This window comes from Nocardiopsis oceani, from assembly GCF_054777395.1.
Genome location: NZ_BAAHAR010000041.1, coordinates 1 through 23,377, shown reverse-complemented (window position 1 = coordinate 23,377; position 23,377 = coordinate 1). Strand labels below are relative to the sequence as shown.

The window sequence follows — 23,377 nt, the reverse complement described above, 5'->3', positions numbered from 1 at the left end:
TCCTATGACACGTCAGTCGGTGCCGGCCTCGATGGCCGCGTAGTCGAGCAGGTCGTCCTCGGAGCCCTGGCCCCGGGAGGCGATGGTCTCGGCGCCGCCCTCGGGCATCGCGCCGATCAGGCCGGTCGAGGCGGCCTGGGCGGCGCCGATCGACGTCGGGTGCGAGTCGCCGACCATGCCCAGGGCGGAGTACTCCTCCAGCTTGGCGCGGGAGTCGGCGATGTCGAGGTTGCGCATGGTCAGCTGGCCGATACGGTCGCTCGGACCGAACGCGGAGTCCTCGGTGCGCTCCATGGACAGCTTGTCCGGGTGGTAGCTGAACGCCGGGCCGGTGGTGTCCATGATCGAGTAGTCGTCCCCTCGCCGCAGGCGGAGGGTCACCTCGCCGGTGACCGCAGTGCCCACCCAGCGCTGCAGGGCCTCGCGCTGCATCAGGGCCTGCGGCTCCAGCCAGCGCCCCTCGTACATGAGCCGGCCGAGGCGGCGCCCCTCGTTGTGGTAGGTGGCGAGGGTGTCCTCGTTGTGGATGGCGTTGACCAGCCGCTCGTAGGCGGCGAACAGCAGTGCCATGCCCGGGGCCTCGTAGATACCGCGGCTCTTGGCCTCGATGACCCGGTTCTCGATCTGGTCGGACATGCCCATGCCGTGGCGGCCGCCGATCGCGTTGGCCTCGAGGACCAGCTCGACGGAGGTGGCGAAGGTCTTGCCGTTGAGACTGACCGGACGGCCCTTCTCGAAGCCGATCGTCACGTCCTCGGTTGCGACCTCGACCTCAGGGTCCCAGAACCGCACTCCCATGATGGGGTCGACGATCTCGATACCGGTGTCGAGGTGCTCGAGCGCCTTGGCCTCGTGTGTGGCGCCCCAGATGTTGGCGTCGGTCGAGTAGGCCTTTTCGGTGCTGTCCCGGTAGGGCAGGTCCCGTGCGACCAGCCACTCCGACATCTCCTTGCGGCCGCCGAGCTCGGTGACGAACTCAGCGTCCAGCCACGGCTTGTAGATGCGCAGGGAGGGGTTGGCGAGCAGGCCGTAGCGGTAGAACCGCTCGATGTCGTTGCCCTTGTAGGTGGAGCCGTCGCCCCAGATCTGGACGCCGTCCTCAAGCATGGCCCGCACCAGCAGGGTGCCGGTGACGGCCCGGCCGATCGGTGTGGTGTTGAAGTACACGCGGCTACCGGAGCGGATGTGGAACGCTCCGCAGGCGAGAGCGGCGAGACCTTCCTCCACCAGGGCCTCACGGCAGTCGACAAGGCGGCCGAACTCCGCCCCGTAGTCGGTGGCACGACCGGGCACCGAGGCGATGTCGGGTTCGTCGTACTGGCCGATGTCGGCGGTATAAGCGCAGGGGACCGCGCCCTTCTCGCGCATCCACGCGACCGCTACGGACGTGTCGAGGCCTCCAGAGAAGGCAATTCCGACACGTTCACCGACAGGCAGGGAAGTGAGCACCTTGGACATGCAAAAAGTATGCACGTAAATGTATGAACATGCAAACTGCGGCCGTGACCACGGGTTTGATCACCGCCACACTAGATCTGGACGGGCCGTAGCGGCACGCGGCAACACCGGACGCGCACCTTCGGACCTGGCAGGCACACACCATCCTCGGATCAGGACCGGCGGGCTCGGCCCCTCAGGGCGGGAGGAGGGCACGCACTCCGTGACTGGCACTGGTGCGGACGAACGCGCAGTCGTCCAAGCGCTCGGCACCGCCCGTGTCCACGGTGAGGCGGACCCCGTCCTCGATCCGGTAGGGCCGCGACGCCACCACCGAACCCACGGCCCTGCGCAGCCGTGAGACCTCCGCCCGGGTACTGACGACGTGGTCCTCGTCCCCGTGAAGCGCCCGGCTCAGGTCCGACGCGCTCAAGCCGGCCGGCCCCGCCAGGTACAGCGACAGCAGGATCTCGGCGTGCCTGGTGCTCAGCGGGCTCCGCCAAGGGGCGCGCCCGCCGGTGACCTCGAGCGCGGGCGGCCCGGACAGGTCCAGTCTCAGCGCCACCGTGGCCGTGTCACCGCACGGGCGCACCAACCAGCCTCCCCTAACCGGCTCCGGCAAGCACACCCCCAGGCCGGGCACGGTGAGCGCCCGGTCCTCCACCGGAGCGGCGACACGCTCCCGGGCGGCGATCCCCGCACTGTGCGCCACCCAACCGTCCTCGTCGACGAGTAACAGGGGCCCGGAAGCGCCCGCTACCCTCGGCCCCGCGGACGCCCGCAGCCGCTCGAGGCTCTGCTCGTGGTAGCGGGCCAGGCGCATCTCGGCCAGGCGCACGGCGCTCGCGACGAGCGCGCCGACCAGCGGGTGCAGGGTCAGCGCCGGACCACTGACATCGACGACCCCGAGCATCGCCCCGGTCCGGGGGTCGTGGACCGGCGCGGCGGTGCAGTACCAGGGGAGCTGCCCCTTCTCGAAGTGCTCGGCGGCGAACAGCTCCACCGGCTGGGCTTCGGCTATGGCGGTGCCGATCGCGTTGGTGCCCACCGCTCGCTCCGTCCAGGAGGCCCCCTCCCCGAAGCCGAGGCTGTCTGCACGCATCCGAATCCGGGTGGCGCCGTCCCGCCAGAGGATGACACCGTCGGCGTCGGTGATCACCATGAGGCACTGCGAGGCCTCCGCGACGTCGGCGAGCATCCGGCGCAACTCGTCCACCACCGGTGCCAGCGGGGACTCTCGGCGCCTGCGCTCGATCTGGTCGAGGGGGAGAACGAGCCGGGGGTTGGCGCCGTCGGGGTCGACACCCATATCCAGCACCCGCGACCAGGAGCGGGCAACGAGGGTGCGCGGGTGTTCGGGGGGCCGGTCCCCGCCGATGACCGCGCTGCGGGTCCGGTGCAGGGACCGGGCGTGGGCGGGCAGGTCGGTGCCGGGAGCGATCGCGTTGAAGCCTCTCACGACTCACCGTCCTCGCGAAGTCCGTCCTTGGGTGCGCGGATGCGCCGATACCCGGGGGTCCACCACTCCGTGCGGCCGCCCCGTGCAATCATCCGCAACCCTGTGCGCCGCACACCCCTTTGGCCTGTGATGGCAGTCACATTACGCCAAGGAGGCTGTCCCATGACACTCTTCACCGAATCCGAGGCGGAATCGTCAGGACTGTCCACGCCCCAGCGACGCGTCGACGCGTGGCTCGCGGACTTCGATGCCGCGCTTACCGCCCGCGACACCCGACGGGCGGCGGGGATGTTCGCCGCCACGAGCTTCTGGCGCGACCTGGTCGCGTTTACCTGGAACCTGCGGACCGTCGAGGGTCCCGAAGGCGTGGCGGACCTGCTGGAGTCCGTCCTCGACGCCGCGGACCCGTCGGGCTTCCACACAGAGGAGGAACCGACCGAGAGCGACGGGGTGGTCGAGGCCTGGATCGGTTTCGAGACCGCGGTCGGCCGCGGACGCGGGCACCTGCGCCTGACCGAGGAGGGTGCGTTCACCCTCCTCACGACCCTCTACGAGCTCAAGGGGCACGAGGAGTCAGCGGGCGCATCGCGCCCGCTAGGTACGGTGCACGGGGCCCGCAGCGACCGGGTGACCTGGGCCGAGGCCCGCGAGGCCGAGGTCGAGGAGATGGGCCGTAGCCGCCAGCCTTACGTGGTGGTGGTCGGCGGCGGCCAGGGCGGGATCGCACTCGGGGCCCGGCTCACCCAGCTCGGCGTCCCGTACGTGGTGGTCGACCGCCACGCCCGGCCCGGCGACCAGTGGCGCAACCGGTACAAATCGCTCTGCCTGCACGACCCCGTCTGGTACGACCACCTCCCCTACCTGGACTTCCCGCGCAACTGGCCCGTGTTCGCCCCCAAGGACAAGATCGCGGACTGGCTGGAGATGTACACCAAGGTCATGGAGGTCAACTACTGGTCCTCCACCACCTGTGAGAGCGCCGCCTACGACGAGGAGAGCGGCGAGTGGACCGTTGTCGTCGACCGAGACGGCGAGGAGCTCACGCTGCGTCCCAAGCACCTGGTGCTCGCTACCGGCATGTCCGGCAAACCCAACGTGCCCGAGCTCCCGGGACAGGACCGGTTCGGCGGGGAGCAGCACCACAGCTCCCAGCACCCCGGTCCGGACGCCTACCGGGGCCGCAGGGTCGTAGTCGTCGGGTCGAACAACTCGGCCTTCGACATCTGCGGTGCGCTGTGGGAGAACGGCGCCGACGTGACGATGGTGCAGCGCTCGTCCACGCACATCGTGCGGTCCGACTCCCTGATGGACCTCGGGCTCGGCGACCTCTACTCCGAGCGCGCCCTGGCCGCGGGCATGACGACGCACAAGGCCGACCTGACCTTCGCATCGCTTCCGTACCGGATCATGCACACGTTCCAGCAGCCGATCTACGCCGCGATCAAGGAGCGCGACCGGGACTTCTACGAACGCCTGGCGAGGGCCGGGTTCCGGCTCGACTGGGGCGACGACGAGTCCGGGCTGTTCATGAAGTACCTGCGCCGGGGGTCGGGCTACTACATCGATGTGGGCGCCGCCGACCTCGTCGCCAACGGGGACGTGCAGCTCGCGCACGGCCAGGTCCGTGAGCTGACCGAGGACTCCGTGGTTCTCGAGGACGGCACGGAGCTCCCGGCCGACCTCGTGGTGTACGCGACCGGCTACGGATCGATGAACGGCTGGGCCGCCGACCTGATCAGCCAGGAGGTCGCCGACCGGGTCGGGAAGGTGTGGGGCCTCGGTTCGGACACGGCCAAGGACCCCGGCCCGTGGGAGGGCGAACAGCGCAACATGTGGAAACCCACCCGGCAGGAAGGACTCTGGTTCCAGGGGGGCAACCTGCACCAGTCACGGCACTACTCGCTGTACCTCGCGCTCCAGCTCAAGGCCCGCCACGAGGACATCCCCACCCCCGTGTACGGGCTGCAGGAGGTGCACCACCTGAGCTGAGCACGGGAGGACCACGGGGGCGCCGCCCGGGAATCCGGTTACCCGGGCGGCTTCCGGGTACACCGCAACTCCAACCGCAGTGCCGACCAACCCCCCCGGAGGCACCGTGTTCGCGATCACCGCGGCGGTCCTGTTCGGAATCGCCCTTCTCCTGGAGCTCCTCGGCCAGAGCATCGAGGGTTTCGTTACCCCCACGACGATGGCTCTCGCCGGACTGGCCTTCCTGGCCGTGCACATGGCCGGGTACGGGACCCGGTCGAGCCGCCGACGGCGCTGACCCGCCAGAGCGGCCCCCGCCACCGTCCGGTGACCCCTCGGCCGGAGCCGGGGGGCGCCGCCGCTGCACACGGCATACCGGTGATGCCCTGCGGGTTCCCGGCGGGTAACGTCGGGTGCCGACCCCCGGTCGACACCTCACACGCACCACCCCTGGCTTAGGAGCCGCATGATCGTCATCGGTGTTTCCTCCGGTACCTCGGCGGACGGGATCGACGTCGCCGCCGCCCGCATGGAGCTGGACGGCGACCTGGTGCGGCTCACGCCGATGGGCCACCTCACCCGCCCCTACTCCGCGCCCCTGCTCCACCAGATCCGTGAGGCGCTGCCACCAGCCCGGACCACGTTGGAGACCGTGTGCCAGCTGGACACACGCATCGGCCAGGAGTTCGGGGAGGCGGCCCGGAGCGGGATCGAGGAGTTCACCGACGGACGGGCCGACCTGGTCGCCACGCACGGACAGACCCTCTTCCACTGGGCCGAAGGCGGCACCGTGCACGGGACTCTCCAGCTCGGCCAGCCCGCGTGGATCGCCGAGGCCACCGGCCTTCCCGTGGTGTCGGACCTGAGGGTGGCCGACGTGGCCGCCGGAGGTCAGGGCGCCCCACTGGCGAGCACACTGGACCTGCTACTGCTCGGTGGGCACGCGGAACCCACCGCGGCGCTCAACCTCGGCGGGATCGCCAACGTCACGGTCGCACGCGGGGGGAGCCCGCCCCAGGCGTTCGACACCGGCCCGGCCAACGCCCTCATGGACGCCGCGATGCGCCTGGTCACGGAGGGCCGGGAGAACTTCGACGCGGGCGGCGCACTTGCCGGGGCCGGCCGCCCCGACCCCGCGCTGCTGGAATACCTGCTCGCCGAGCCGTACTACCAGCTGTCCCCGCCCAAGACCACCGGACTGGAGCTGTTCGGCCCCGACCACCTCGACGCCGCCCTGCGCGGCAGCGGCAAGACCCTGGGCACGAACCTCTCGGGCGCGGACCTGCTCGCCACCCTGGTGGAGGTCACCGCCGTCACCGTCGCGGACGCGCTGCGCCCCCTCGGTGTGGCCGAGGTCCTCGCCTCCGGAGGCGGCGCCCACAACCCTGTGCTGATGGAGCGGCTGGCCGACCGGCTCGGCCCCGCGCGGCTGGGCACCTCTGAAGACCTCGGGCTGGACAGCGACGCCAAGGAGGCCTACCTGTTCGCGCTGATCGGCCTCCTCAGCTGGCACGGGCTCGCCGGTTCCGTGCCGTCCTGCACCGGTGCCCGCAGGGCACCGATCGCCGGCCGCCTCACCCCGGGCGCCGGACCGCTCCGCATGCCCGAACCGGCCACCGTCACACCCCGGCGCCTGCGCGTCGAGAGTCCTGGCGCCTGAGCTGAACCGATCGCACCGCCCGACGGACGACTGGTTATCCTCTCATTACATGATGACCATCGACCGTACGTCGCCGATGCCGTACTACCACCAGCTCAAACAGATCCTGCTGGCCGACATCGAGCGCCGTGGACTCAGGGCCGGGGCGCGGCTCCCGGGAGACCACGAGCTGTGCCTCACCTACGACGTCTCCCGTACGGTGGTGCGCCAGGCGCTCACCGAGCTGGAGTACGCGGGCGTGATCGAGCGGCTCAAGGGGCGAGGCACTTTCGTGGCCGGACCCAAAGTGAACGAGGGCCTGGCCCAGTCGCTGACCGGCCTGTTCGAGGACGCCGAGGCGCGCGGTTCGCACCTGCGCAGCGAGGTGCGGAGCCTGGAGTCCCGCCGTGCGGACAGCCGGGTCGCCGCCGAGCTCGGGGTCGAGGTAGGGCACCCGGTGGTGCACATCGAGCGCCTGCGGTTCGTCGACGACGTCCCCTGGGTACTGACGGTGACCGACCTGCCCGAGGAGGTCGCTCCTGGACTGGTGGACGAGGACCTCACCGAACAGTCGCTGTACCGGCTCTTGGAGCAGTCCTACGGGGTGCGCCTTGCGCGCGGACGCCGCACGATCGAGGCGTCCGTGGCCAGCCCTTCGCTCGCCTCGGACCTGGGGGTGCGGGCGGGTTCCCCGGTGCTCGTGCTGAGGAGCCTGAGCGTGAACGCCGAAGAGCGGCCTGTGGAGAGCTTCGTGGCCTTCCACCGGGGCGACCGCAGCCGCATGGAGGTCGAGCTGACCCGTATTTCCGACCCGGGGTCCCCGCCGCGCCCGCTCATGATCGTCACCGACGAGGACTGACCTCCGCCCAGGCTCCCGCTGCCCAGGAGGGTGCCCCGCCCCCGGGCCGTCTGGCGGGGGCGGGGGGGCGGGGGTGGCGGAAGCTTCTCCGATGAGACTTGCGTCACTTGTAATTACAGGATTACACTCCCCGGAAATCTCCGCGCCATCGCAGACGGGGGCAATACACAGGGCGATGGCACACCCGAACGGGAGTGATCGACCCATGAGACGCCCCAGGACCGTTTCCCCAACCCTCGCCGGACTCGCCGTGGTACTTGCCCTCGCCATCGGCGTCATCGGCGGCCGGGCCGTCTTCGGCGGCGCCGCCACGGAGGAGGCCGCCGGGTCCGAGGCCGCCGGACTCCGTGTCGACGTCCTCGTCAAGGCCACCGACTCCGACTTCTGGCAGTCGATGCTCGCCGGGGCGGAGCAGGCCGGAGAGGACTTCGGCGTGGACGTCCACCTCACCGGCCCCACGTCCGAAGCCGACATCGAGGAGCAGGTGAGCATGCTCGAGGACTCGATCACCCGGGGGGTCGACGCGATCGTGCTGGCTCCCAACTCCTCCACTGCCCTCGACAGCACCATCGACCGCGCCCGCGACGCCGGGATCCCGGTGATCATCGCGGACAACGCCGTGGAGACCGATCACGACGGGTTCATCGGTACCGACAACATCAAGGCCGGCGAGCAGGCCGGCGAGCGCATGTGCGACCTGCTCGGCGAGCGCGGTGAGGAGGACGGACAGGTCCTGCACGAGTCCGGCGCTTCCGGCCAGCAGGTACTCATCGACCGCTTCGAGGGTTTCGAGCAGGGCCTGGCCAGCGGTTGCCCGGACGCCGAGATCACGCAGACCTTGGTGAACGAGAACGACATCAACACCGCCGTCACCGATGTGGCGGACGCCCTCAACTCCAACCCCGACCTGGCCGGTGTGTTCGCGGACAACAACACCTCCGGGACCGGCGCCGCACGCGCGGTGGACGAATTCGGTTCCGACGAGGTCTCCGTGGTCGCGTTCGACTCCGACCCCGCCGAGGTGGAGGCGGTCCGGGACGGCAGCATCGACGCGCTCATCGTGCAGAACCCCGTCTTCTTCGGCTACCAGGGCGTGGTTGAGGCCGCCATGACAGCTTCCGACCGCATCGCCCCGGTCCAGCTCGATCCGGGGGCGGTCGTCGTCGACATCGACAATATCGACGACGATGACCTGCAGGTCCTGCTCGACCCGCCCACCACGACCGGATAGCGGGTGGCGATGAGTGAGCGGCCACAGCGGCCCGACCCCCCGCGGTCCTCGGCGGAAAAGGCGTCGGCAGGGGGCAGGGCACCCGTCGTCGAGGCCGTGGGCCTCAGCAAGTCCTACGGTCCGGTGCGCGCCCTCGACCGGGTCGACCTGTGCCTCCTGCCCGGTGAGGTCCGCTGTGTCGCGGGCGAGAACGGGGCGGGCAAGTCGACTCTGATCCGGCTGCTCACCGGCGCCGAGCCCCGGGACCAAGGCACGTACGCGGTGGACGGAAAGGCCATCGGCCACCAACCCACGCCCGCCAGGCTGCGCGAGGCCGGTGTCGGAGCGGTCTACCAGGAGCTCAGCCTCCTGCCGCAGCTCAGCGTCCAGGACAACCTGCTGATGGGGCGCTTTCCGTCGGTCTTCGGCCTGGTCGACCGGCGGGGCCGGTCCCGTCTGGCCAGGGAGCGGCTGGCCCGCGTCGGTCTGGCGGACCTGCCGTCCGAAAGCGTCGTGGGCGACCTGCCCATGGCGACCAGGCAGCTCGTGGAGATCGCCAGGGTCCTCGGGGACGAGGCCCGTCTGGTGGTCTTCGACGAGCCCACCACCGCACTGTCGGACTCCGAGACCGCCGTGCTCCTGGGACACGTCCGCACACTGTCCGCCCAAGGCATCGCGGTCCTCTACATCACGCACCGCATCGAGGAGATGTTCGAGGTGGGCGACACCGTCACGGTGCTGCGCGACGGCTCACACGTCACCACCCGGCCGATCTCCGAGTTCACCCCGGGCAGTCTGGTGGAGGCGATGGTGGGACGGTCGGTCGACGCCCTCTACCCCGATCCGCGCTCCCCCGGCAGCACGCCGCGGCTGGAGGTGCGCGGCCTGACCGCACCCGCCTTCCCCGATCCCGTGGACCTCACGGTGAACTCCGGGGAGATCGTGGGCCTGGCCGGCCTGGTGGGGGCCGGGCGGACCGAACTGCTCCAGGCCGTCTTCGGCGCCGACGCCGTCCACGGCGGTGCGGTACTGGTCGACGGTACCGAGGTGCCGGGGAACTCTCCCAGGGCCGCGGCAGCACACGGCATCGGCATGCTCACGGAGGACCGCAAGGAGTCCGGGCTCTTGCCGGGGCTCTCCATCCGGGAGAACATCGCCATCGCCAGCTACACGCGGGGGTCCCGCTGGGGCTACCTGTCGCCGTCGTGGACGCGTCGGCACGCCGACGCCGCGATCGAGGGCCTCGGACTGCGGTACCGGGACCTGGACGATCCGGCGTCATCGCTGTCGGGCGGAAACCAGCAGCGCATGTTGCTCGCCCGATGGCTCGCCCTGGACGCCCGCGTCCTCCTCCTGGACGAGCCCACCAAGGGCGTCGACGTGGGTGCCAAGGCGGAGATCTACCAGCTCGTCGCCGGCCTAGCGGAACGGGGCATGGCGGTCCTGGTCGTCTCCTCCTACCTGCCGGAGCTGCTCGGCCTCTGCGACCGCATCACGGTCATGCGGGGCGGACGCCTCACCGCCGACCTCCGGGCGGCCGACACCTCCGAGGCCGAGATCGCCCGCCACGCCAGCCTCGACACCGCGGGTACCGACGGCGCCGGCGGCACCCCCGAGAGGTACGCAAGCTCCCCCGAGGGAGCCGACGGCACCGGGAAGCCCCGATCGGACGAGAAGGAGCGGCCCCATGACCACTGATTCCGGCAAGGAAGCGGTCAGCCAGGACGGGGACCGGGCGGGGTCCCGTTCCGAGGACGTCCTGACCGCACGGCAGATGCTCGGCCGGGGCGTCAACGGTATCCCCGTGCTGATCGTCCTCGTCCTGGCGCTCGCCCTGACCACGGACTCCTTCCTCACCCTCACCAACCTCGACAACCTCGGCCGCCAGGTCTCCATCTACGCGATCATCGCGATGGGGCAGCTACTGGTGATCCTCACTCGGGGGATCGACCTTTCCGTCGGATCCGTGGTGGGCCTGTCCGGCGTGATCGCGGCCACCGCCGTGTACGAGACCTCGGGCGCCCTCCCTGTGGCCGTCGCGATCCTGTTGGCGCTGCTCGCCAGTGCGGCGGTGGGCGCCACGAGCGGCCTGCTGGTCTCAGTGGTGCGCATCCCCGCCTTCATCGTGACGTTGGGCTTCATGGGCATCGCACGCGGGCTCACCCTGCTGATCTCGGGCGGACGCACCATCCAGCCGCTCCCGCCCGAATTCGTCGCTATCGCCAACAGCACGTTCCTCGGCCTGTCCAACCTGATCTGGATCACCCTCATCGTGCTGCTGGCGGTCACGTTCGCCCTCCGCCGCACGGTGTGGGGGCGCTACGTCTACGCGGTCGGCGCCAACGAGGAAGCGGCGCGCCTGTCCGGTGTCCCGGTACGCGCGGTGCAGATCAGCGTGTTCACCGCGTCAGGGCTGCTCGCCGGGGTCGCCGGGGTCCTGCTCGCGTCCCGCCTCGCCAACGGGGTCCCCACGGCGGGCACGACCTACGAACTCAGTGCGATCGCGGCCTGCGTGATCGGCGGCGCCAGCCTGTTCGGGGCGCGGGGGACCGCGCTGGGGGCGTTCCTCGGCGCGCTCATCGTCGGGATCCTCAACAACGGCGGGACCCTCCTCGGGATCGACCCCTTCTACCTCCAGATCGCGATCGGCGTGCTGATCCTCGTAGCCGTCGCCATGGACCAGCTGCAGTCGTACCGCCGCCGTACCCCGTCCAGGAAACCGCGCGCACAGGACGCGTCCGAACAGGGAGGAAGTACCGATGCCTGAGTTCACCGCCCGGCCCGTCCCACCGATGGGGATCACCGCCACCGCCGACCGCGCGGCCCTCGAACCCCGGGGACCGGTGCAGACCCGCAGGATGTCGGCGCTCGAAGGGCTCTTCGCCGACGCTGAGGCCTGGTCCGCGGCGGTCGAGGCGGGGGATCCCGTGGTCTACGAGGTCGCGTCCTCACCCGTACCCGAACTGGCCGGGGAGCTGCCCCAGTCCATCACCACCATCCACCCGGGCACGGTCGGCGGCGAGCTGCACATGACCAAGGGCCACCAGCACACGAAGGCACGCGGTGAGATCTACGTGGGCCTGTCCGGCGTGGGCGGGCTGCTGATGCACGACGGACGGGAGAGCGCCTGGGTCGACATGGCCGAGGGGGTCATCGGCTACATCCCCCCGGGGTGGGCACACCGCAGTGTGAACGTCGGCGACGAGCCGTACCGCTTCCTCGCGGTCTACCCGGGCGACGCCGGACACGACTACGCATGGGTCCTCACCCACGGGATGGGGCGCCGCGTGGTCCGTGCCCGGAACGGTTCCGGCGGGCCGGGCACCCACGAGTTCCTGCCGTACTCACCCTGAACCCGCACCGCCACCCCCGCCCCTGAGGAGTCGCATGATCATCGCGCACGACCTGGGAACCACCGGCAACAAGGCCTCACTGCACCAGGACGACGGCCGCCTCGTCACCTCGGCGACGGAGCACTACCCCGCGCACTACGCCGACGGCGGGGTGGCCGAGCAGCACCCGCAGGACTGGTGGGCGGCCGTGTGCGCGGCGACGCGCTCCCTCCTGGCCACGACCGGAACCAGCCCCGCGTCGGTGCGGGCCGTCGGTTTCAGCGGCCAGATGATGGGGGCCGTGGTGCTCGACTCCGCCCACGAACCGGTCCGGCCGGCCTTGATCTGGGCCGACCACCGGAGCGTGGACGAGGCGGCCGAACTCGAGGGCCGGCTCGGCGCCGACCGCGCCTACCGGCACCTCGGGCACCGCCTGCACCCCACCTACACACTCGCCAAACTGCTGTGGCTGCGCGCGCACGAGCCGGAAGCGCACCGCCGCATCGCACACGTGTGCCTGGCAAAAGACTTCGTGGTGCACCGGCTCACCGGGGAGCTGGTCACCGACCCCTCCGACGCCTCCAGCACCAACGCCTACGACCAGGGCACCGGCGCGTGGTCGGCCGAGGTCTTGCAGGCCTCCGGTGTGGACCCGGGCCTGTTCCCGCCGATCGTGCCCTCCACCACCGTCGCGGGCGGGGTCACCGTGTCCGCGGCGGCGGAGACCGGGCTCGCCGTCGGCACCCCCGTGGTGGTCGGCGGCGGGGACGGCCCACTGGCCGCGCTGGGCACGGGGGTGATCGACCCGGGCAACGGCGCCTACACCTACCTCGGCTCGTCGTCGTGGATCTCCATGTCGGCCGAGAAACCCCTGCACGATCCGATGCGCCGGAGCATGACCTTCGACCACGTCGTCCCCGGCCACTACGTGCCGACGGCCACGATGCAAGCGGGCGGGGCGTCCCTGGACTGGATCGGTGAACTGCTGCTCCCCGGCGGCCCGGGAGGCAAGGGCATCGACCGCCTCGTGGGTGCAGCCGACCCCGCCGACACCGCGGGCCTGTACTTCCTGCCCCATCTGATGGGAGAGCGCTCCCCGAACTGGAACGCCCTGGCCCGGGGTGCCTTCGTCGGTTTGGCCCGGCACCACGACCGCACCCACCTGACCCGCGCGGTCCTCGAAGGGGTGGCGTTCAACCTCGCGACCTGCTTGGACGCGTTCGCCGACGCCGGTCGCCGGGTGGACCGCGTGGACGCGATCGGCGGCGGCGCCCTGAGCGACGTCTGGCTGCAGATCCTCGCCGACACCTGGGGCACCACGGTCCGGCGCCGGTCGATCGTGGAGGGGGCCAACAGCCTCGGCGCGGCCGTCACCGCGGCCGTCGGAACGGGGCTCCTGGACGACCTGTCCGCCGCGCGCTCCCTGTCCGAGGTCACCGCCGAGTTCGAACCGGACGGGGAGCGGCACGACGCCCTCCTCGAACGGCACTCAGCCTTCCAAGACGCCTACGCGGCACTGGAGCCCTGGTTCGAGAGGAGGCACCCGTGAGCGATGGGACCCGTGGGACCGTGCTCGTCACGTCGCGGTCGTTCGGCCGCGGCAGCTCCGACCTCGTCGGGGAGTTGGAGCGTGCAGGGCTGCAAGTGGTGCACGGCCCCACCGGCCACGCGATGGCGGCGCTGGCCCCGTCGTTGGCGGAGGCCGAGGCGTGGATCTGCGGTACCGCACCGGTGACGGCGGAGCACCTGCGCCACGCGAAGCGGCTCCGTGTGCTCGCCCGCCACGGCGTGGGCGTCGACAACGTGGACCGCGCGGCCGCCGACGCACTCGGGATCCCGGTCACCAACACGCCCGGGGCCAACTCCGCCGCCGTCGCCGACCTGGCCGTCGGACTGCTGCTGGCGTCCCTGCGCGGGGTCGCAGCGGGCGACCGAGACGTGCGCGCGGGCCGTTGGCGGCCCCGTCCCGGGCGCGAACTGGGGAGCCTCACCCTGGGCATCGCGGGCTTCGGCCGGATCGGGCGGTCCGTCGCCGCCCGAGTGCGCGGGTTCGGCTGCACGGTCCTGGCCCACGACCCCGCCGTACCCGACGCGGTTCTGCGCGGGTACGGCGCCGAACCCGCGTCCCTCGAAGGCCTGGCTGCCAACTGCGACGCCGTCACCCTGCACGTCCCCGGCGGAGAGCGGGTGGTCGGCCCCGTGTGGCTGGGTTCCGCGCGACCCGGGCTGTTCCTGGTGAACACGGCCCGGGCGGACACGGTCGACGAGGCCGCCGTCGCCGCAGCACTGCGCGCCGGAACCTTGGCCGGGTACGCGGCGGACACCCTGGCCTCGGAACACGGCACGTCCGAGGGACACGCGGACCCGTCCCCGCTCCTCGCCGCCGACCTCGCCGACCGCGTGGTCGTCACCCCCCACTCGGGCGCGCAGACGGTGGAGGCGATCGACCGGATGGGCACGGGTACGGTACACAACGTCCTGGCGGTCCTCGACGGCCGGACACCACCGGGCCTCGTACCGCCACCGGCGCACGAGGGACCAGGGCAGAGGGCGCCGGAGCCACCACAGGCCGGGGAAGGCGGGAGTGTATGAGTGACCAGCCGGGAAGCGCCCTGGGGTTCGTCGGTGTGAGCACGGCCGGTTCGTCGATCCAACGGGTGTTCCCGCTGTGGGCCGAGGCCCTCGGGCTGCCCGGCGCACACCTGGTCGGCCACGACCTTCCGCTCGGCGCCCCGGACGGGGACTACCGCAAGACCGTCGAGCTGCTGCGCGACGACCAGCGGTACGCGGGAGCACTCGTCACCAGCCACAAGACGGGGGTCTACCGGGCGGCCGGGGACCTGTTCGACGAGGTGGACGGGTTCGGACGGCTGTGCGGCGAGGTGTCGGCGGTGTCCAAGCGCGGCGGGCGGCTCCTGGGCCACGCCAAGGACCCGCTGACCGCGGGCCTGTCCCTGGAGGAGTTCCTCTCCCCCACCCATTTCACCGACACCGGGGGCGACGTACTCGTCCTCGGCTCCGGCGGAGCCGGTACCGCCATCGCCTGGTACCTGGCCAACCGCCGGGACCGGCCGGGGCGGATCGTGGCGACGGCCCTGGACCGGGGTCCGCTCGACTCCATGGGCAGGATCCTCGCGGAGGCGGCACCCGGCGGCCCCGAGCCCGAACCGGTGGTCCTGGAACCGGTGGTGGTCGACGGCCCGGCGGACGACCTGTTGAATGGACTGCCACCGGGCAGCCTCGTCGTCAACGCCACCGGCATGGGCAAGGACATGCCGGGCTCTCCGGTCTCGGACCGGGCACGGTTCCCCGAGAGTGCGATCGCGTGGGAGATCAACTACCGCGGCGAACTCGACTTCCTGCACCAGGCCCGGGCCGCCGGGGCGCACTCCGTGGACGGCTGGCGCTACTTCGTGCACGGCTGGTCGCAGGCGATTGCCGAGGTCTTCGACCTGGCCATCACCCAGGAGGACGTCTCCAGCCTGTCCGAGCTGGCGGAGGGCGTCCGGTGACGCCCGCGAGGAGGACTGCGACGGCCGGGAGGTCCGGTGCGTTCGTCCGGACGGTGCTCGGGGACATCCCGCCGCAGCGGCTCGGCCGGACCGACTACCACGAGCACCTGTTCCAGGTGAGTCCGCTCCTGCCCGGCGACGAGCTGGACGACGAGGAGGCGAGCAGGGACGAAGCGGCGATGCTCGGTGTCGCCGGGATCGACGCCCTGGTGGAAGCCACCCCGCTCGGCCTCGGCCGGGACCCGGCGGCCAGCGCGCGTGTGGCGGAGGCGACCGGCCTGAACGTCGTCGCCACCACCGGCTGTCACCGTCAAGTGCACTACCGCGACGGCGACCCGCTGCTCGGGCTCACGGAGGAGGGGCTGGTGGAACTCTTCCTCCGAAACCTCACCGAGGAGGCGGCGGAAGCGGGCTCAGGCTCGGAGGCCGGGGCCGGGGCGGGAACAGAGTCGGGGGGCTCCCCCGTGCGCGCCGGGCTCCTCAAGGCGGGGGTCGGCTACTGGTCGGTCTCCCCCTTCGAGCACCGGGTCTTGGCGGCGGTGGCCGCGGCGCACCGGGCGACGGGCGCGCCGGTCATGGTGCACCTGGAGCACGGCAGCGCTGCCTTCGAGGTGCTGGAGATCCTGGATTCGTCGGGGGTGCCGGCCTCGTCGGTCGCGCTCGCGCACGCCGACCGCAACCCGGACCCGGGGCTGCACGCGGAGCTGTGCGCCACCGGCTGCTACTTGGGCTACGACGGCATGGCCCGGCACCGGACACTGCCCGATTCGGCGGTGCTGGACTGCCTGGTCCGCACCGTGGAGCGTGTCGGCCCGGACCGCCTCCTCCTCGGCGGCGACGCGGCCAGGCGCACCCGGTACCGGGCCTACGGCGGCATGCCCGGGATGGACTACCTGCCGACCCGTTTCCTGCCCCGGGTTCGCACGGAACTCGGTGACGAGGTATTGGCCGCGATCCTGGTGGCCAACCCGGCGGCCTGGCTGTCGTGGCCGTCCGCTCCCTGACCCAGGGCGGCCGCCGACAGGACTCGAGAGACGGGGCTCATGACCTTGTGGGCGCGCTGGTCCCGGCATGCGCGGCGTCCTGCTGTGACCGGCTCTCCTGGGACCGGGTCAGCGAGGTCAGGACGAGGGCGACCACCGTGGTCCAGGCGAGGCCGGTGGCGATGGAGACGCGCTGGTTGAGTCCGCCCCACTCGACGAAGCCGGGAGTCTGGATGAACCCTTCGCTCGCCACCAAGAAGAAGGTGAGGAACCCGATCGCGCTGAGGACGGAGTAGGCCGCCAGTACCCATCTACGGGTCCGGAGCGACCAGCCGGTGAAGGCGGCGCAAGCCAAGGGGATCCCCAGGAAGAAGAGCATCGACAGCGCGTCGTGCGCGATCCCCGGAGGAGTGTAGACGATGTGGTCCGGGGTGCCCGGCGGGTAGCCGCTGAGCGGGTCGCCGGGGAAGAGCCCGGCGCCGAACAGCCCGACCCCGCCCATCCCGAGCAGCCAGGGTTTGGCGCCCGACTTCGTCTTGCGCCCGAGCGCCCCCTGATTGAGCGCCCTGCGCGCGCCGACCGCGAAGAGCACCAGAAGCACCCCGGTGACCAGGAAATTCGCGACCTGGACCCACCCGGCCCCGGTCAGGGACAGGGCGCTCACCGGGTGGCGCAGGGGGTCGTAGTCCGCTCGGAGGGCGCCGGCGACGGTGAAGACCGCGACGAACAGGGGCCCGGCGGCCACGCCGCAGAGCAGAAGCCGGTATGTGGAGAGGCGAGATCCTCGCATCGGGTCTTCCGTACTCATGTCGGTACTCACCACCGTGTTCCATCGCTTGTGCCCGTTGGCCCTTGCGCCATCGTAGGCCGATCGGCCTAAAATAGGAACATGCAGACTGAAAACAGTCCATCCGGCCGCAAGCGTTCCTCGTTCATCGAGCAGGCGCGGCGGGAGCAGGTCATCAAGGCCGCCTCGGAGACGGTGGCCCGGGTCGGCTACGCCAACACCTCGCTGTCCCGGATCGCCGAACAGGCCGGGATCAGCAAGAGCGTGATCTCGTACCACTTCGCGGGCAAGGACGAACTCCTGGTCCGGGTGGCGGAACAGTTCATCGAGGCGGCCGGGGAGCACATGACCGCCCGGATCTCAGCAGAACCCACCGCCTCGGGTCAGGTCAGAGCGTGGATCAGCGGTCAGGTGGAGCACTTCGGCGCGCACCGCACCGGGTTCCTCGCCATGTCCGACATCATCACCAACCACCGCTCCCCCGACGGTTCGCGGCACTTCGCCGACTCCTTGGAGGAGGAGGTCGAGGAGCTGTCGGGGATCCTCCGCCGAGGACAGGAGGAGGGCGAGTTCCGGGGCTTCGACCCCCGGGGCACCGCCACCATCATCCTGTTCTCTGTCGACGGTCTGCTGACCGCCTGGGCCATGGACCCGGGTGTCGACCTGGACAACCAGCTGGACACGCTCCTCGACTTCGTCCACCACGCGATCCGCCGGGAGGATTCCCCATGAGTACGGCACCACCGAAGCCCGTTCCGGAAACCAACCCTCCGCAGCCGGGCGTGCGGCTGCGCCCACCCCGCCACCGCGTCGAACGCCGGGCCACCCTGTGGTGGACGCTGCAGTCGCTGGCCTTCGGCGGCCCGGTCCTCGCCGGTGTGCTCGTGGCCTACGCACTGTGGGAGGCGGCCCGCCCGTGGCTGCTCCTGGCTCTGCTGGTCGCGGCCGTTCTGACCCTGGTGGGGACTCTCGTGGAGCCCTGGTGGCGGTACGCCGTCCACCGGTGGGAGGTCACCGACGAGGCCGTCTACGGGCTCAGCGGCTGGGTGGTCCGCGAGTGGCGGGTGGCGCCGATCTCGCGCATCCAGACCGTGGACGCGGTGCGAGGTCCCCTGGAGCAGCTCTTGGGGCTGTCCACGCTCCGGGTCACCACGGCCTCGTCCCGGGGAGCCATCGAGATCGGCGGGCTCAACCACGAGGTGGCCGCCGAAGTGGCAGAGAACCTGCGCGGCATCACCCAGCGGACCCCCGGTGATGCCACATGACCCCGGCGGAGAAAAGCACGGAGGGGACGATCCCGGAGGGCCCGGTGACGGGCGCTGGGGGCACGAGCAGCGCCCCCTGGTCACGGTTGAGCGTCCGGATGGTCTGGGCCGACGGTGCGTGGACTCTGCTTTCACTCGCCCCGATGGTGATCGCGGTGTGGGTCTTCGACCAGGGTTTCGGGGCCGGAACCCTGTGGCCGCTGCTGGCCGTCGCGGTCGTCGGGGTGCTGGGCGCGGCGGGTGACGCGCTGCGCTGGGTGTTCACCCGCTACCGGGTAACCGGGGAGCACGTGGAGCTGCGAACCGGTGTGTTCGTCCGCAACCACCGTTCGGTGCGCAGGGACCGGATCCGCAGCGTGGACCTGGACGCCAAACTCTGGCACCGGCTCTTGGGCCTGCGCGTGGTCAACATCGGCGCGGGACAGCAGGCGGCAGCCGGCGAGTCGGCATTCGAGCTGGACTCGGTGTCCAAAGAGGCGGCGCAGAGCCTGCGGCGACTCCTGCTGTTCGGTTCCTCCGCTCAGCCGCCAAGAGCCGAGGAGGCCGAGGGGGCTGGAGAGGCCGAGGGGGCTGAAGAGGCCGCCGGAGCCGAGGAGAACCCGGACGAGCACACCGGACAGGTCCAGGTGCTGGCCGGGTTCCGGCCCGGGTGGTTCGTGTACAACATGTTCAACGTGTGGGCTTACGTCCTCGCCGTCGGCCTGCTCTGGGGTGTCTTCGCGGTCGGTTCCGTGTTCGGGGTCGATCCCTTCGGCTGGGTCCTGAACCTCCTCGACGTGTGGAACCTCCACTGGGTGTGGGCCGCCTTGGCGGGCGTGGCCGCGCTGGGCGTCCTGGGCGCGGCCGGGATGGCGGTCAGCTTCCTGACCGAGTACTGGAACTTCCAGCTGGCCCGGGTGCCCGGCACGAAGGGCACCCTGCTGCGGACGCGGCAGGGGCTCTTCAGGACCCGCGAGATCAACCGCGACGAGAACCGGATCCGCGGGGTCCAGGTCTCCGAGCCGGTGCTGTGGCGCTGGCTGGGCGTGGCCGACACCACGGTGATCACGACCGGCCTGGAAGAGGGGGCAATGTCGCAGCCCACCGCCGTCCTGCCACGGGGGCCGGTGAGCGTGGCGCGGCCGACCGCCGCGGCCGTGCTGGCCACGGCGGGGAATCCGCTGACGGCTCCGTTGCGGCACCATCCCCGTACCGCACTGGGCCGACGGCTCTGGTGGGCGACCCTGGCCGCAGGGGTACCCACGGGTCTGCTCGCCTGGGCGGCCGCGACCGGTGCGGTGCCGTGGGCGGCGGTGTGGGCGGTTCCCGTGGTGCTCTGGCCACTCGGCCTGGTCGGTGCTGTGGTCGCCCACCGGGCACTGGGCCACGCCATCGCCGACGAATACGTCGTCCTCCGCTCAGGGTTGGCCAACCGTGCGACGACCGCGCTACGGCGCGACGCGGTGAGCACCGTCGTCGTCCGTGAGTCGGTGGTGCAGCGCTGGCTGGGTCTCCGGAGTGTGTCAGCCATGACCTCGGCCGGGGCCGGGGGGTACGAGACACCCGACATCGCCGCCGACGAGTCCACCCGGTTCGCCGCCGTGGCCGCACCGGGGATCCTCGACCCCTTCCTGGTCACCGACGAACCGGCGACAGGCATACCGGCCACGGCCGCCACCGCCCCCACCGAGGCGAAGGCCCGGTGAGGGCGGCAGCGGGAGCGGACACGCGTAGCCAGCGGTGACTCGCGGCGCTATTCGTACTCCGTGCCGCCCTTGCGGGTGAGGTAGGCATCCGAGACGAACTTGGCGATCGCCCGTCCGACCAGGACCCGGGAGAACCGCTCGTACGCGGGACGTACGACCACGCCCTCGCGCAGGTGCAGGGAGGCCCCGCTCCAGGCCTCCTTGCCCTCCGCGGCCGCGAACAGCGCGGCCTCGTCGTAGGGGCTGTCGTAGAGCTGCGGCATCGCGGGCAGCTCCACCTCCGTGAGGAGGTCGGGCAGGTCCGCGGCGTCGATCCACCGAGAGGCGCCGTCGACGTCGATGCGCACATCGAACACCGCGTAGCCGGGCCGTTCACTGCGTCCGGTCTCGCCGTACTTCAGGTCCTGCACGCCCGAGCCGAACACCTCCCCGAACACGCCCACCCGCGTGGCGCCGAAACGCTCCGCGATCATGCGCGCGGCCTTGGCGACGCCGTGTGCGTCCACCGCCTTCCAATACAGGTTGTCCGCCGAGTGCACCAGACCGAGGCCCTTGGCGCCCTGGCCCTTGGAGGAGACGAACCCCTCCCCCGTCTCGGTGACCAGGGTGTACAGGCAGGCCGTGCCGTGGATCTTCTCCGTGGCCACGACCGGCTCCCCCTGCTCGAACACGTCGGGGTAGCGCTTGACGTTCTCCACCTCGATCCACCTGAGCAGGTCGGGGGCGGGGGTGAGCTCGCCGCTCATGTGCAGCGGGACTTCCGGAACCCACTTGGTGATCCCGAGATCACCGGCGAAGTCCGTACCGGCCTCGTGGTCGGCGGCGAGATTGCGGCCGTCGAACTTCGAGGGTCGGCAGACGATGCCCTGAGACACCTCACCGCGCAGCCGGATCGGCTTGACCCGGTTGCGTTTGGAGCCCCCGAGCTTGCCGGTCAGGCCCAGCTCTTCGATGAGCTCGCCCGGCAGTACGGCGTTCTCGGGAATGTAGACCGCCCATTCGCCGGTTCGGTAGGCCCCTTTCGGGACGACCGCGTGGAACAGACCGACCTGCGCGAGCTCCAACGCGTCGGCGTCGGGGTGCGGGTGGATCGTGAGCCGCTCGGCGGTCACCCGAAGGGTGGACATGGTCTTCCTCCTCCTGTGAGGGTCCGTTGAGGACGATCGAGTCTGTGCCTGGGCCACTGTGTCCGAGTACCCGCGAAGTCCACAACGTCTTTTCCCGCGGAGGCGGCGTTCCGGCACGGCCGGGAACGTTGTTCCTGGCTGGTGCGGGCCGGTGTCAGGACGGATGGCCCGCGGCTTTATTGGAGACGGAGATGTGAATCGCCCCGGGTTGGTTAGAGACTCATGTTCTGTGCTGTGACCTGCGGTTCCAGGATGTTGTGAAGGTAGTAGTTGGCTTCATACTCCTCGGGTGGAACGTGACCGAGCTCACCGTGGAGCCGGGTGTTGTTGAACCAGTCCACCCACTCAGCCGTGGCCAACTCGACCCCGCCCAGCGTCTTCCACGGGCGACGCGGTTTGATCAACTCGGTCTTGTACAACCCGATCGCTGACTCCATCAGAGCGTTATCGTAGGCATCGCCCACCGATCCGATGGAGGCGGCGATGCCCTCACCGGCCAGATGCGCGGTGAGCAGGAACGAGGTGTACTGGGGGAGTTCAATCAGTCGTTGCAACACCGGGCTGTTGTAGCGAGCGTAGCTGCTCCTCGAAAACCTCGGCCGGAGTCCGCCAGCCCAGGACCTTACGAGGCCGATTGTTCACCGCCAGGGCAACAGCTTCAAGGTCCTCAAACGACCACCGAGACAGATCAGTACCCTTCGGGAAGTACTGGCGCAGCAACCCGTTCGTGTTCTCGTTTGTCGGCCGTTGCCAAGGCGAATGCGGATCAGCGAAGAACACCTTCGTCCCGGTCTCAAGCGCGAACTGGGCGTGCGCGGACAGCTCCTTACCACGGTCCCAGGTGAGGGTTTTTCGTAGCTGCTCGGGCAGTTTCGCCATCGACACCGTCAGCGCTGCATTCATCGCCACGGCACCGTATCCACCGAGCGAGGGACCGTTCTTCACCGTCGGTTTCTCGCCCCAACCCTCCAACCGGGGCAGGTGCACCAGCAGCGTGGATCGGCTGCTGCGCTCGACGAGCGTGCCGATCGCGGACCGGCCCGTCCCGATGATGAGATCCCCTTCCCAGTGCCCCGGGACCGCACGATCCGCAGCTTCGGCGGGGCGCTCTGAGAGGACGACATCGGTGGTGACATGTCCTTGCGGCTTGTTGCGTGCCCGCTCTCTGGGAACCCGCAGTGCCCGCCCGGTACGCAAACACGCGACCAACTCACGCTTGAGCGCGCCGCGCCCCTCGATGAACAGGCACTGGTAGATCGCCTCGTGACTGATACGCATGGACTCATCATCAGGGAAGTCGAGCTTGAGCCGTTGGGCGATCTGTTGCGGGCTCCACGCCACAGACCAACGCCGATCCTGTCGATGCGGCTTGTTCAGCCCCTTCCACGCTGGTGTCCGGGGTCCTTCGACGATGGTGCCGTCGGGTCGGCGAACGCTCCCGGCGAGCCGTTCCTGCACGTACTCGCGTAGCCGATCGTTGTCCACGAGCTTGGCCGTCTTGGGGCGCTTGCTGGCCTACTGCGCCTTCCACTGCGCCACCAAGGCCCGGTACTCGGGTTTGTCGCCCCTGGTCGCCGTGTTGCGGCGCAGCTCACGCGAGATCGTTCCCGCATCGCCTCCGATCCTGCGGGCGATCTCGCGCACCCCGCACCCGTGGGCACGCAGCAGCGCGATCTCCTCGCGTTCGACGAACGACAGGTAGCGGCCCGTGGGCTCATCCAGGCTGATGGGAGGCATGCCGCCAGCGTGCCGGAACCAACGGGCCCCGACCGGCCATGACACACCAACCGCTTGGGCGGCCTCGGCCGTGGTCACACCCGAGGCGACCTGTCGCCAGAAGTCCCGCTGCACCGCACGCGAGGGCTCCGGGCGGCCCGGTGAGCGCATCGGCGGCCGTAGTGCCCGATCCGCTGCCCACTGCCGTCGCGCTCCCGCAGGCGCCTGGGGTATCTGCTTGTTCTTGCGTCCCATCGCACACCTTCGTGATCGAGGTGTTGCGACGACCAGTTGAATCCGCCCTGCGAGCCCGCATCGGAATGATGCACCAGCTCGCCCACATGGACGGGCCTGCCGCCGCGATCGCGACGCCACAGAGCCATCTCCAGGGCCGAGAG

General features: G+C 70.6%; 19 protein-coding genes and 2 pseudogenes. 15 read left to right on the top strand and 6 right to left on the bottom strand.

The annotated features are described in order from the left end of the window. Window positions 1-12: 12 nt before the first annotated feature. Together argG and ACYVDG_RS23400 are read right to left on the bottom strand one after the other, a co-directional pair. On the bottom strand, window positions 13-1,458 hold the full coding sequence (gene argG, locus ACYVDG_RS23405) for an argininosuccinate synthase (RefSeq protein ID WP_460757738.1): 1,446 nt from the start codon (window positions 1,456-1,458) through the stop codon (window positions 13-15). A 175-nt stretch (window positions 1,459-1,633) separates the two neighbouring features. Continuing rightward, window positions 1,634-2,896, bottom strand: a complete 1,263-nt coding sequence (locus tag ACYVDG_RS23400; protein WP_460757737.1) for a GAF domain-containing protein — start codon at window positions 2,894-2,896, stop codon at window positions 1,634-1,636. A 162-nt stretch (window positions 2,897-3,058) separates the two neighbouring features. On the opposite strand from ACYVDG_RS23400, the gene ACYVDG_RS23395 reads away from it, so the two are divergent. The 12 genes from ACYVDG_RS23395 (at window position 3,059) to ACYVDG_RS23340 (ending at window position 16,420) form a co-directional block, all read left to right on the top strand. Then, window positions 3,059-4,885, top strand: a complete 1,827-nt coding sequence (locus ACYVDG_RS23395; RefSeq protein WP_460757736.1) for a flavin-containing monooxygenase — start codon at window positions 3,059-3,061, stop codon at window positions 4,883-4,885. A 79-nt stretch (window positions 4,886-4,964) separates the two neighbouring features. Then, complete coding sequence (locus ACYVDG_RS23390; RefSeq protein WP_460757735.1) at window positions 4,965-5,162, top strand: hypothetical protein; 198 nt, start codon at window positions 4,965-4,967, stop codon at window positions 5,160-5,162. 168 nt (window positions 5,163-5,330) lie between these two features. Then, window positions 5,331-6,524, top strand: coding sequence for an anhydro-N-acetylmuramic acid kinase (locus tag ACYVDG_RS23385; protein WP_460757734.1), 1,194 nt, complete (start codon window positions 5,331-5,333; stop codon window positions 6,522-6,524). A gap of 49 nt (window positions 6,525-6,573) precedes the next feature. Next, window positions 6,574-7,362 carry a GntR family transcriptional regulator gene (locus tag ACYVDG_RS23380; RefSeq protein WP_460757733.1) on the top strand — a complete coding sequence of 263 codons (789 nt, stop codon included), beginning with the start codon at window positions 6,574-6,576 and terminating at the stop codon, window positions 7,360-7,362. Between the two features lie 205 nt (window positions 7,363-7,567). Then, on the top strand, window positions 7,568-8,593 hold the full coding sequence (locus ACYVDG_RS23375; protein WP_460757732.1) for a substrate-binding domain-containing protein: 1,026 nt from the start codon (window positions 7,568-7,570) through the stop codon (window positions 8,591-8,593). Between the two features lie 9 nt (window positions 8,594-8,602). Continuing rightward, window positions 8,603-10,270 carry a sugar ABC transporter ATP-binding protein gene (locus ACYVDG_RS23370; protein WP_460757731.1) on the top strand — a complete coding sequence of 556 codons (1,668 nt, stop codon included), beginning with the start codon at window positions 8,603-8,605 and terminating at the stop codon, window positions 10,268-10,270. Next, complete coding sequence (locus ACYVDG_RS23365; protein WP_460757730.1) at window positions 10,260-11,339, top strand: ABC transporter permease; 1,080 nt, start codon at window positions 10,260-10,262, stop codon at window positions 11,337-11,339. The genes ACYVDG_RS23370 and ACYVDG_RS23365 overlap by 11 nt, the downstream gene beginning before the upstream one ends. Continuing rightward, the gene (locus ACYVDG_RS23360; protein WP_460757729.1) at window positions 11,332-11,925 is read left to right on the top strand and encodes a glucose-6-phosphate isomerase family protein; all 594 of its coding nucleotides are present in this window, start codon (window positions 11,332-11,334) and stop codon (window positions 11,923-11,925) included. Before ACYVDG_RS23365 ends, ACYVDG_RS23360 begins: the two co-directional genes overlap by 8 nt. A 34-nt stretch (window positions 11,926-11,959) precedes the next feature. Next, complete coding sequence (gene xylB, locus ACYVDG_RS23355; RefSeq protein WP_460757728.1) at window positions 11,960-13,453, top strand: xylulokinase; 1,494 nt, start codon at window positions 11,960-11,962, stop codon at window positions 13,451-13,453. Next, entirely contained in the window at window positions 13,450-14,496 is a 1,047-nt protein-coding gene (locus ACYVDG_RS23350; protein ID WP_460757727.1) for an NAD(P)-dependent oxidoreductase, read from the top strand. Before xylB ends, ACYVDG_RS23350 begins: the two co-directional genes overlap by 4 nt. Next, on the top strand, window positions 14,493-15,416 hold the full coding sequence (locus ACYVDG_RS23345) for a shikimate dehydrogenase family protein (protein WP_460757726.1): 924 nt from the start codon (window positions 14,493-14,495) through the stop codon (window positions 15,414-15,416). Before ACYVDG_RS23350 ends, ACYVDG_RS23345 begins: the two co-directional genes overlap by 4 nt. A gap of 53 nt (window positions 15,417-15,469) precedes the next feature. Continuing rightward, window positions 15,470-16,420 carry a phosphotriesterase family protein gene (locus ACYVDG_RS23340; RefSeq protein WP_460757725.1) on the top strand — a complete coding sequence of 317 codons (951 nt, stop codon included), beginning with the start codon at window positions 15,470-15,472 and terminating at the stop codon, window positions 16,418-16,420. A 37-nt stretch (window positions 16,421-16,457) separates the two neighbouring features. Here the strand turns inward: ACYVDG_RS23340 and ACYVDG_RS23335 are convergent, their stop codons facing one another. Beyond that, complete coding sequence (locus ACYVDG_RS23335) at window positions 16,458-17,189, bottom strand: DUF998 domain-containing protein (RefSeq protein WP_460757724.1); 732 nt, start codon at window positions 17,187-17,189, stop codon at window positions 16,458-16,460. 99 nt (window positions 17,190-17,288) lie between these two features. Between ACYVDG_RS23335 and ACYVDG_RS23330 the strand changes: the two genes are divergently transcribed. The 3 genes from ACYVDG_RS23330 (at window position 17,289) to ACYVDG_RS23320 (ending at window position 20,136) form a co-directional block, all read left to right on the top strand. After that, window positions 17,289-17,918 (top strand): TetR/AcrR family transcriptional regulator, encoded by a 630-nt coding sequence (locus tag ACYVDG_RS23330; protein ID WP_460757723.1) that lies wholly within the window; start codon window positions 17,289-17,291, stop codon window positions 17,916-17,918. Then, the gene (locus tag ACYVDG_RS23325) at window positions 17,915-18,451 is read left to right on the top strand and encodes a PH domain-containing protein (protein WP_460757722.1); all 537 of its coding nucleotides are present in this window, start codon (window positions 17,915-17,917) and stop codon (window positions 18,449-18,451) included. Before ACYVDG_RS23330 ends, ACYVDG_RS23325 begins: the two co-directional genes overlap by 4 nt. 98 nt (window positions 18,452-18,549) lie before the next feature. After that, window positions 18,550-20,136 (top strand): PH domain-containing protein, encoded by a 1,587-nt coding sequence (locus tag ACYVDG_RS23320; RefSeq protein ID WP_460757721.1) that lies wholly within the window; start codon window positions 18,550-18,552, stop codon window positions 20,134-20,136. A 47-nt stretch (window positions 20,137-20,183) separates the two neighbouring features. Here the strand turns inward: ACYVDG_RS23320 and ACYVDG_RS23315 are convergent, their stop codons facing one another. From ACYVDG_RS23315 to ACYVDG_RS23305, 3 genes and pseudogenes are all read right to left on the bottom strand, one after another. Continuing rightward, complete coding sequence (locus ACYVDG_RS23315; RefSeq protein WP_460757720.1) at window positions 20,184-21,263, bottom strand: RNA ligase (ATP); 1,080 nt, start codon at window positions 21,261-21,263, stop codon at window positions 20,184-20,186. Window positions 21,264-21,475: 212 nt separating this feature from the next. Beyond that, window positions 21,476-21,793 (bottom strand): annotated as a pseudogene (locus ACYVDG_RS23310) (integrase core domain-containing protein); the annotation flags it as partial. 7 nt (window positions 21,794-21,800) lie between these two features. Then, window positions 21,801-23,150 (bottom strand): annotated as a pseudogene (locus tag ACYVDG_RS23305) (IS30 family transposase). Between the last annotated feature and the right edge of the window lie 227 nt (window positions 23,151-23,377).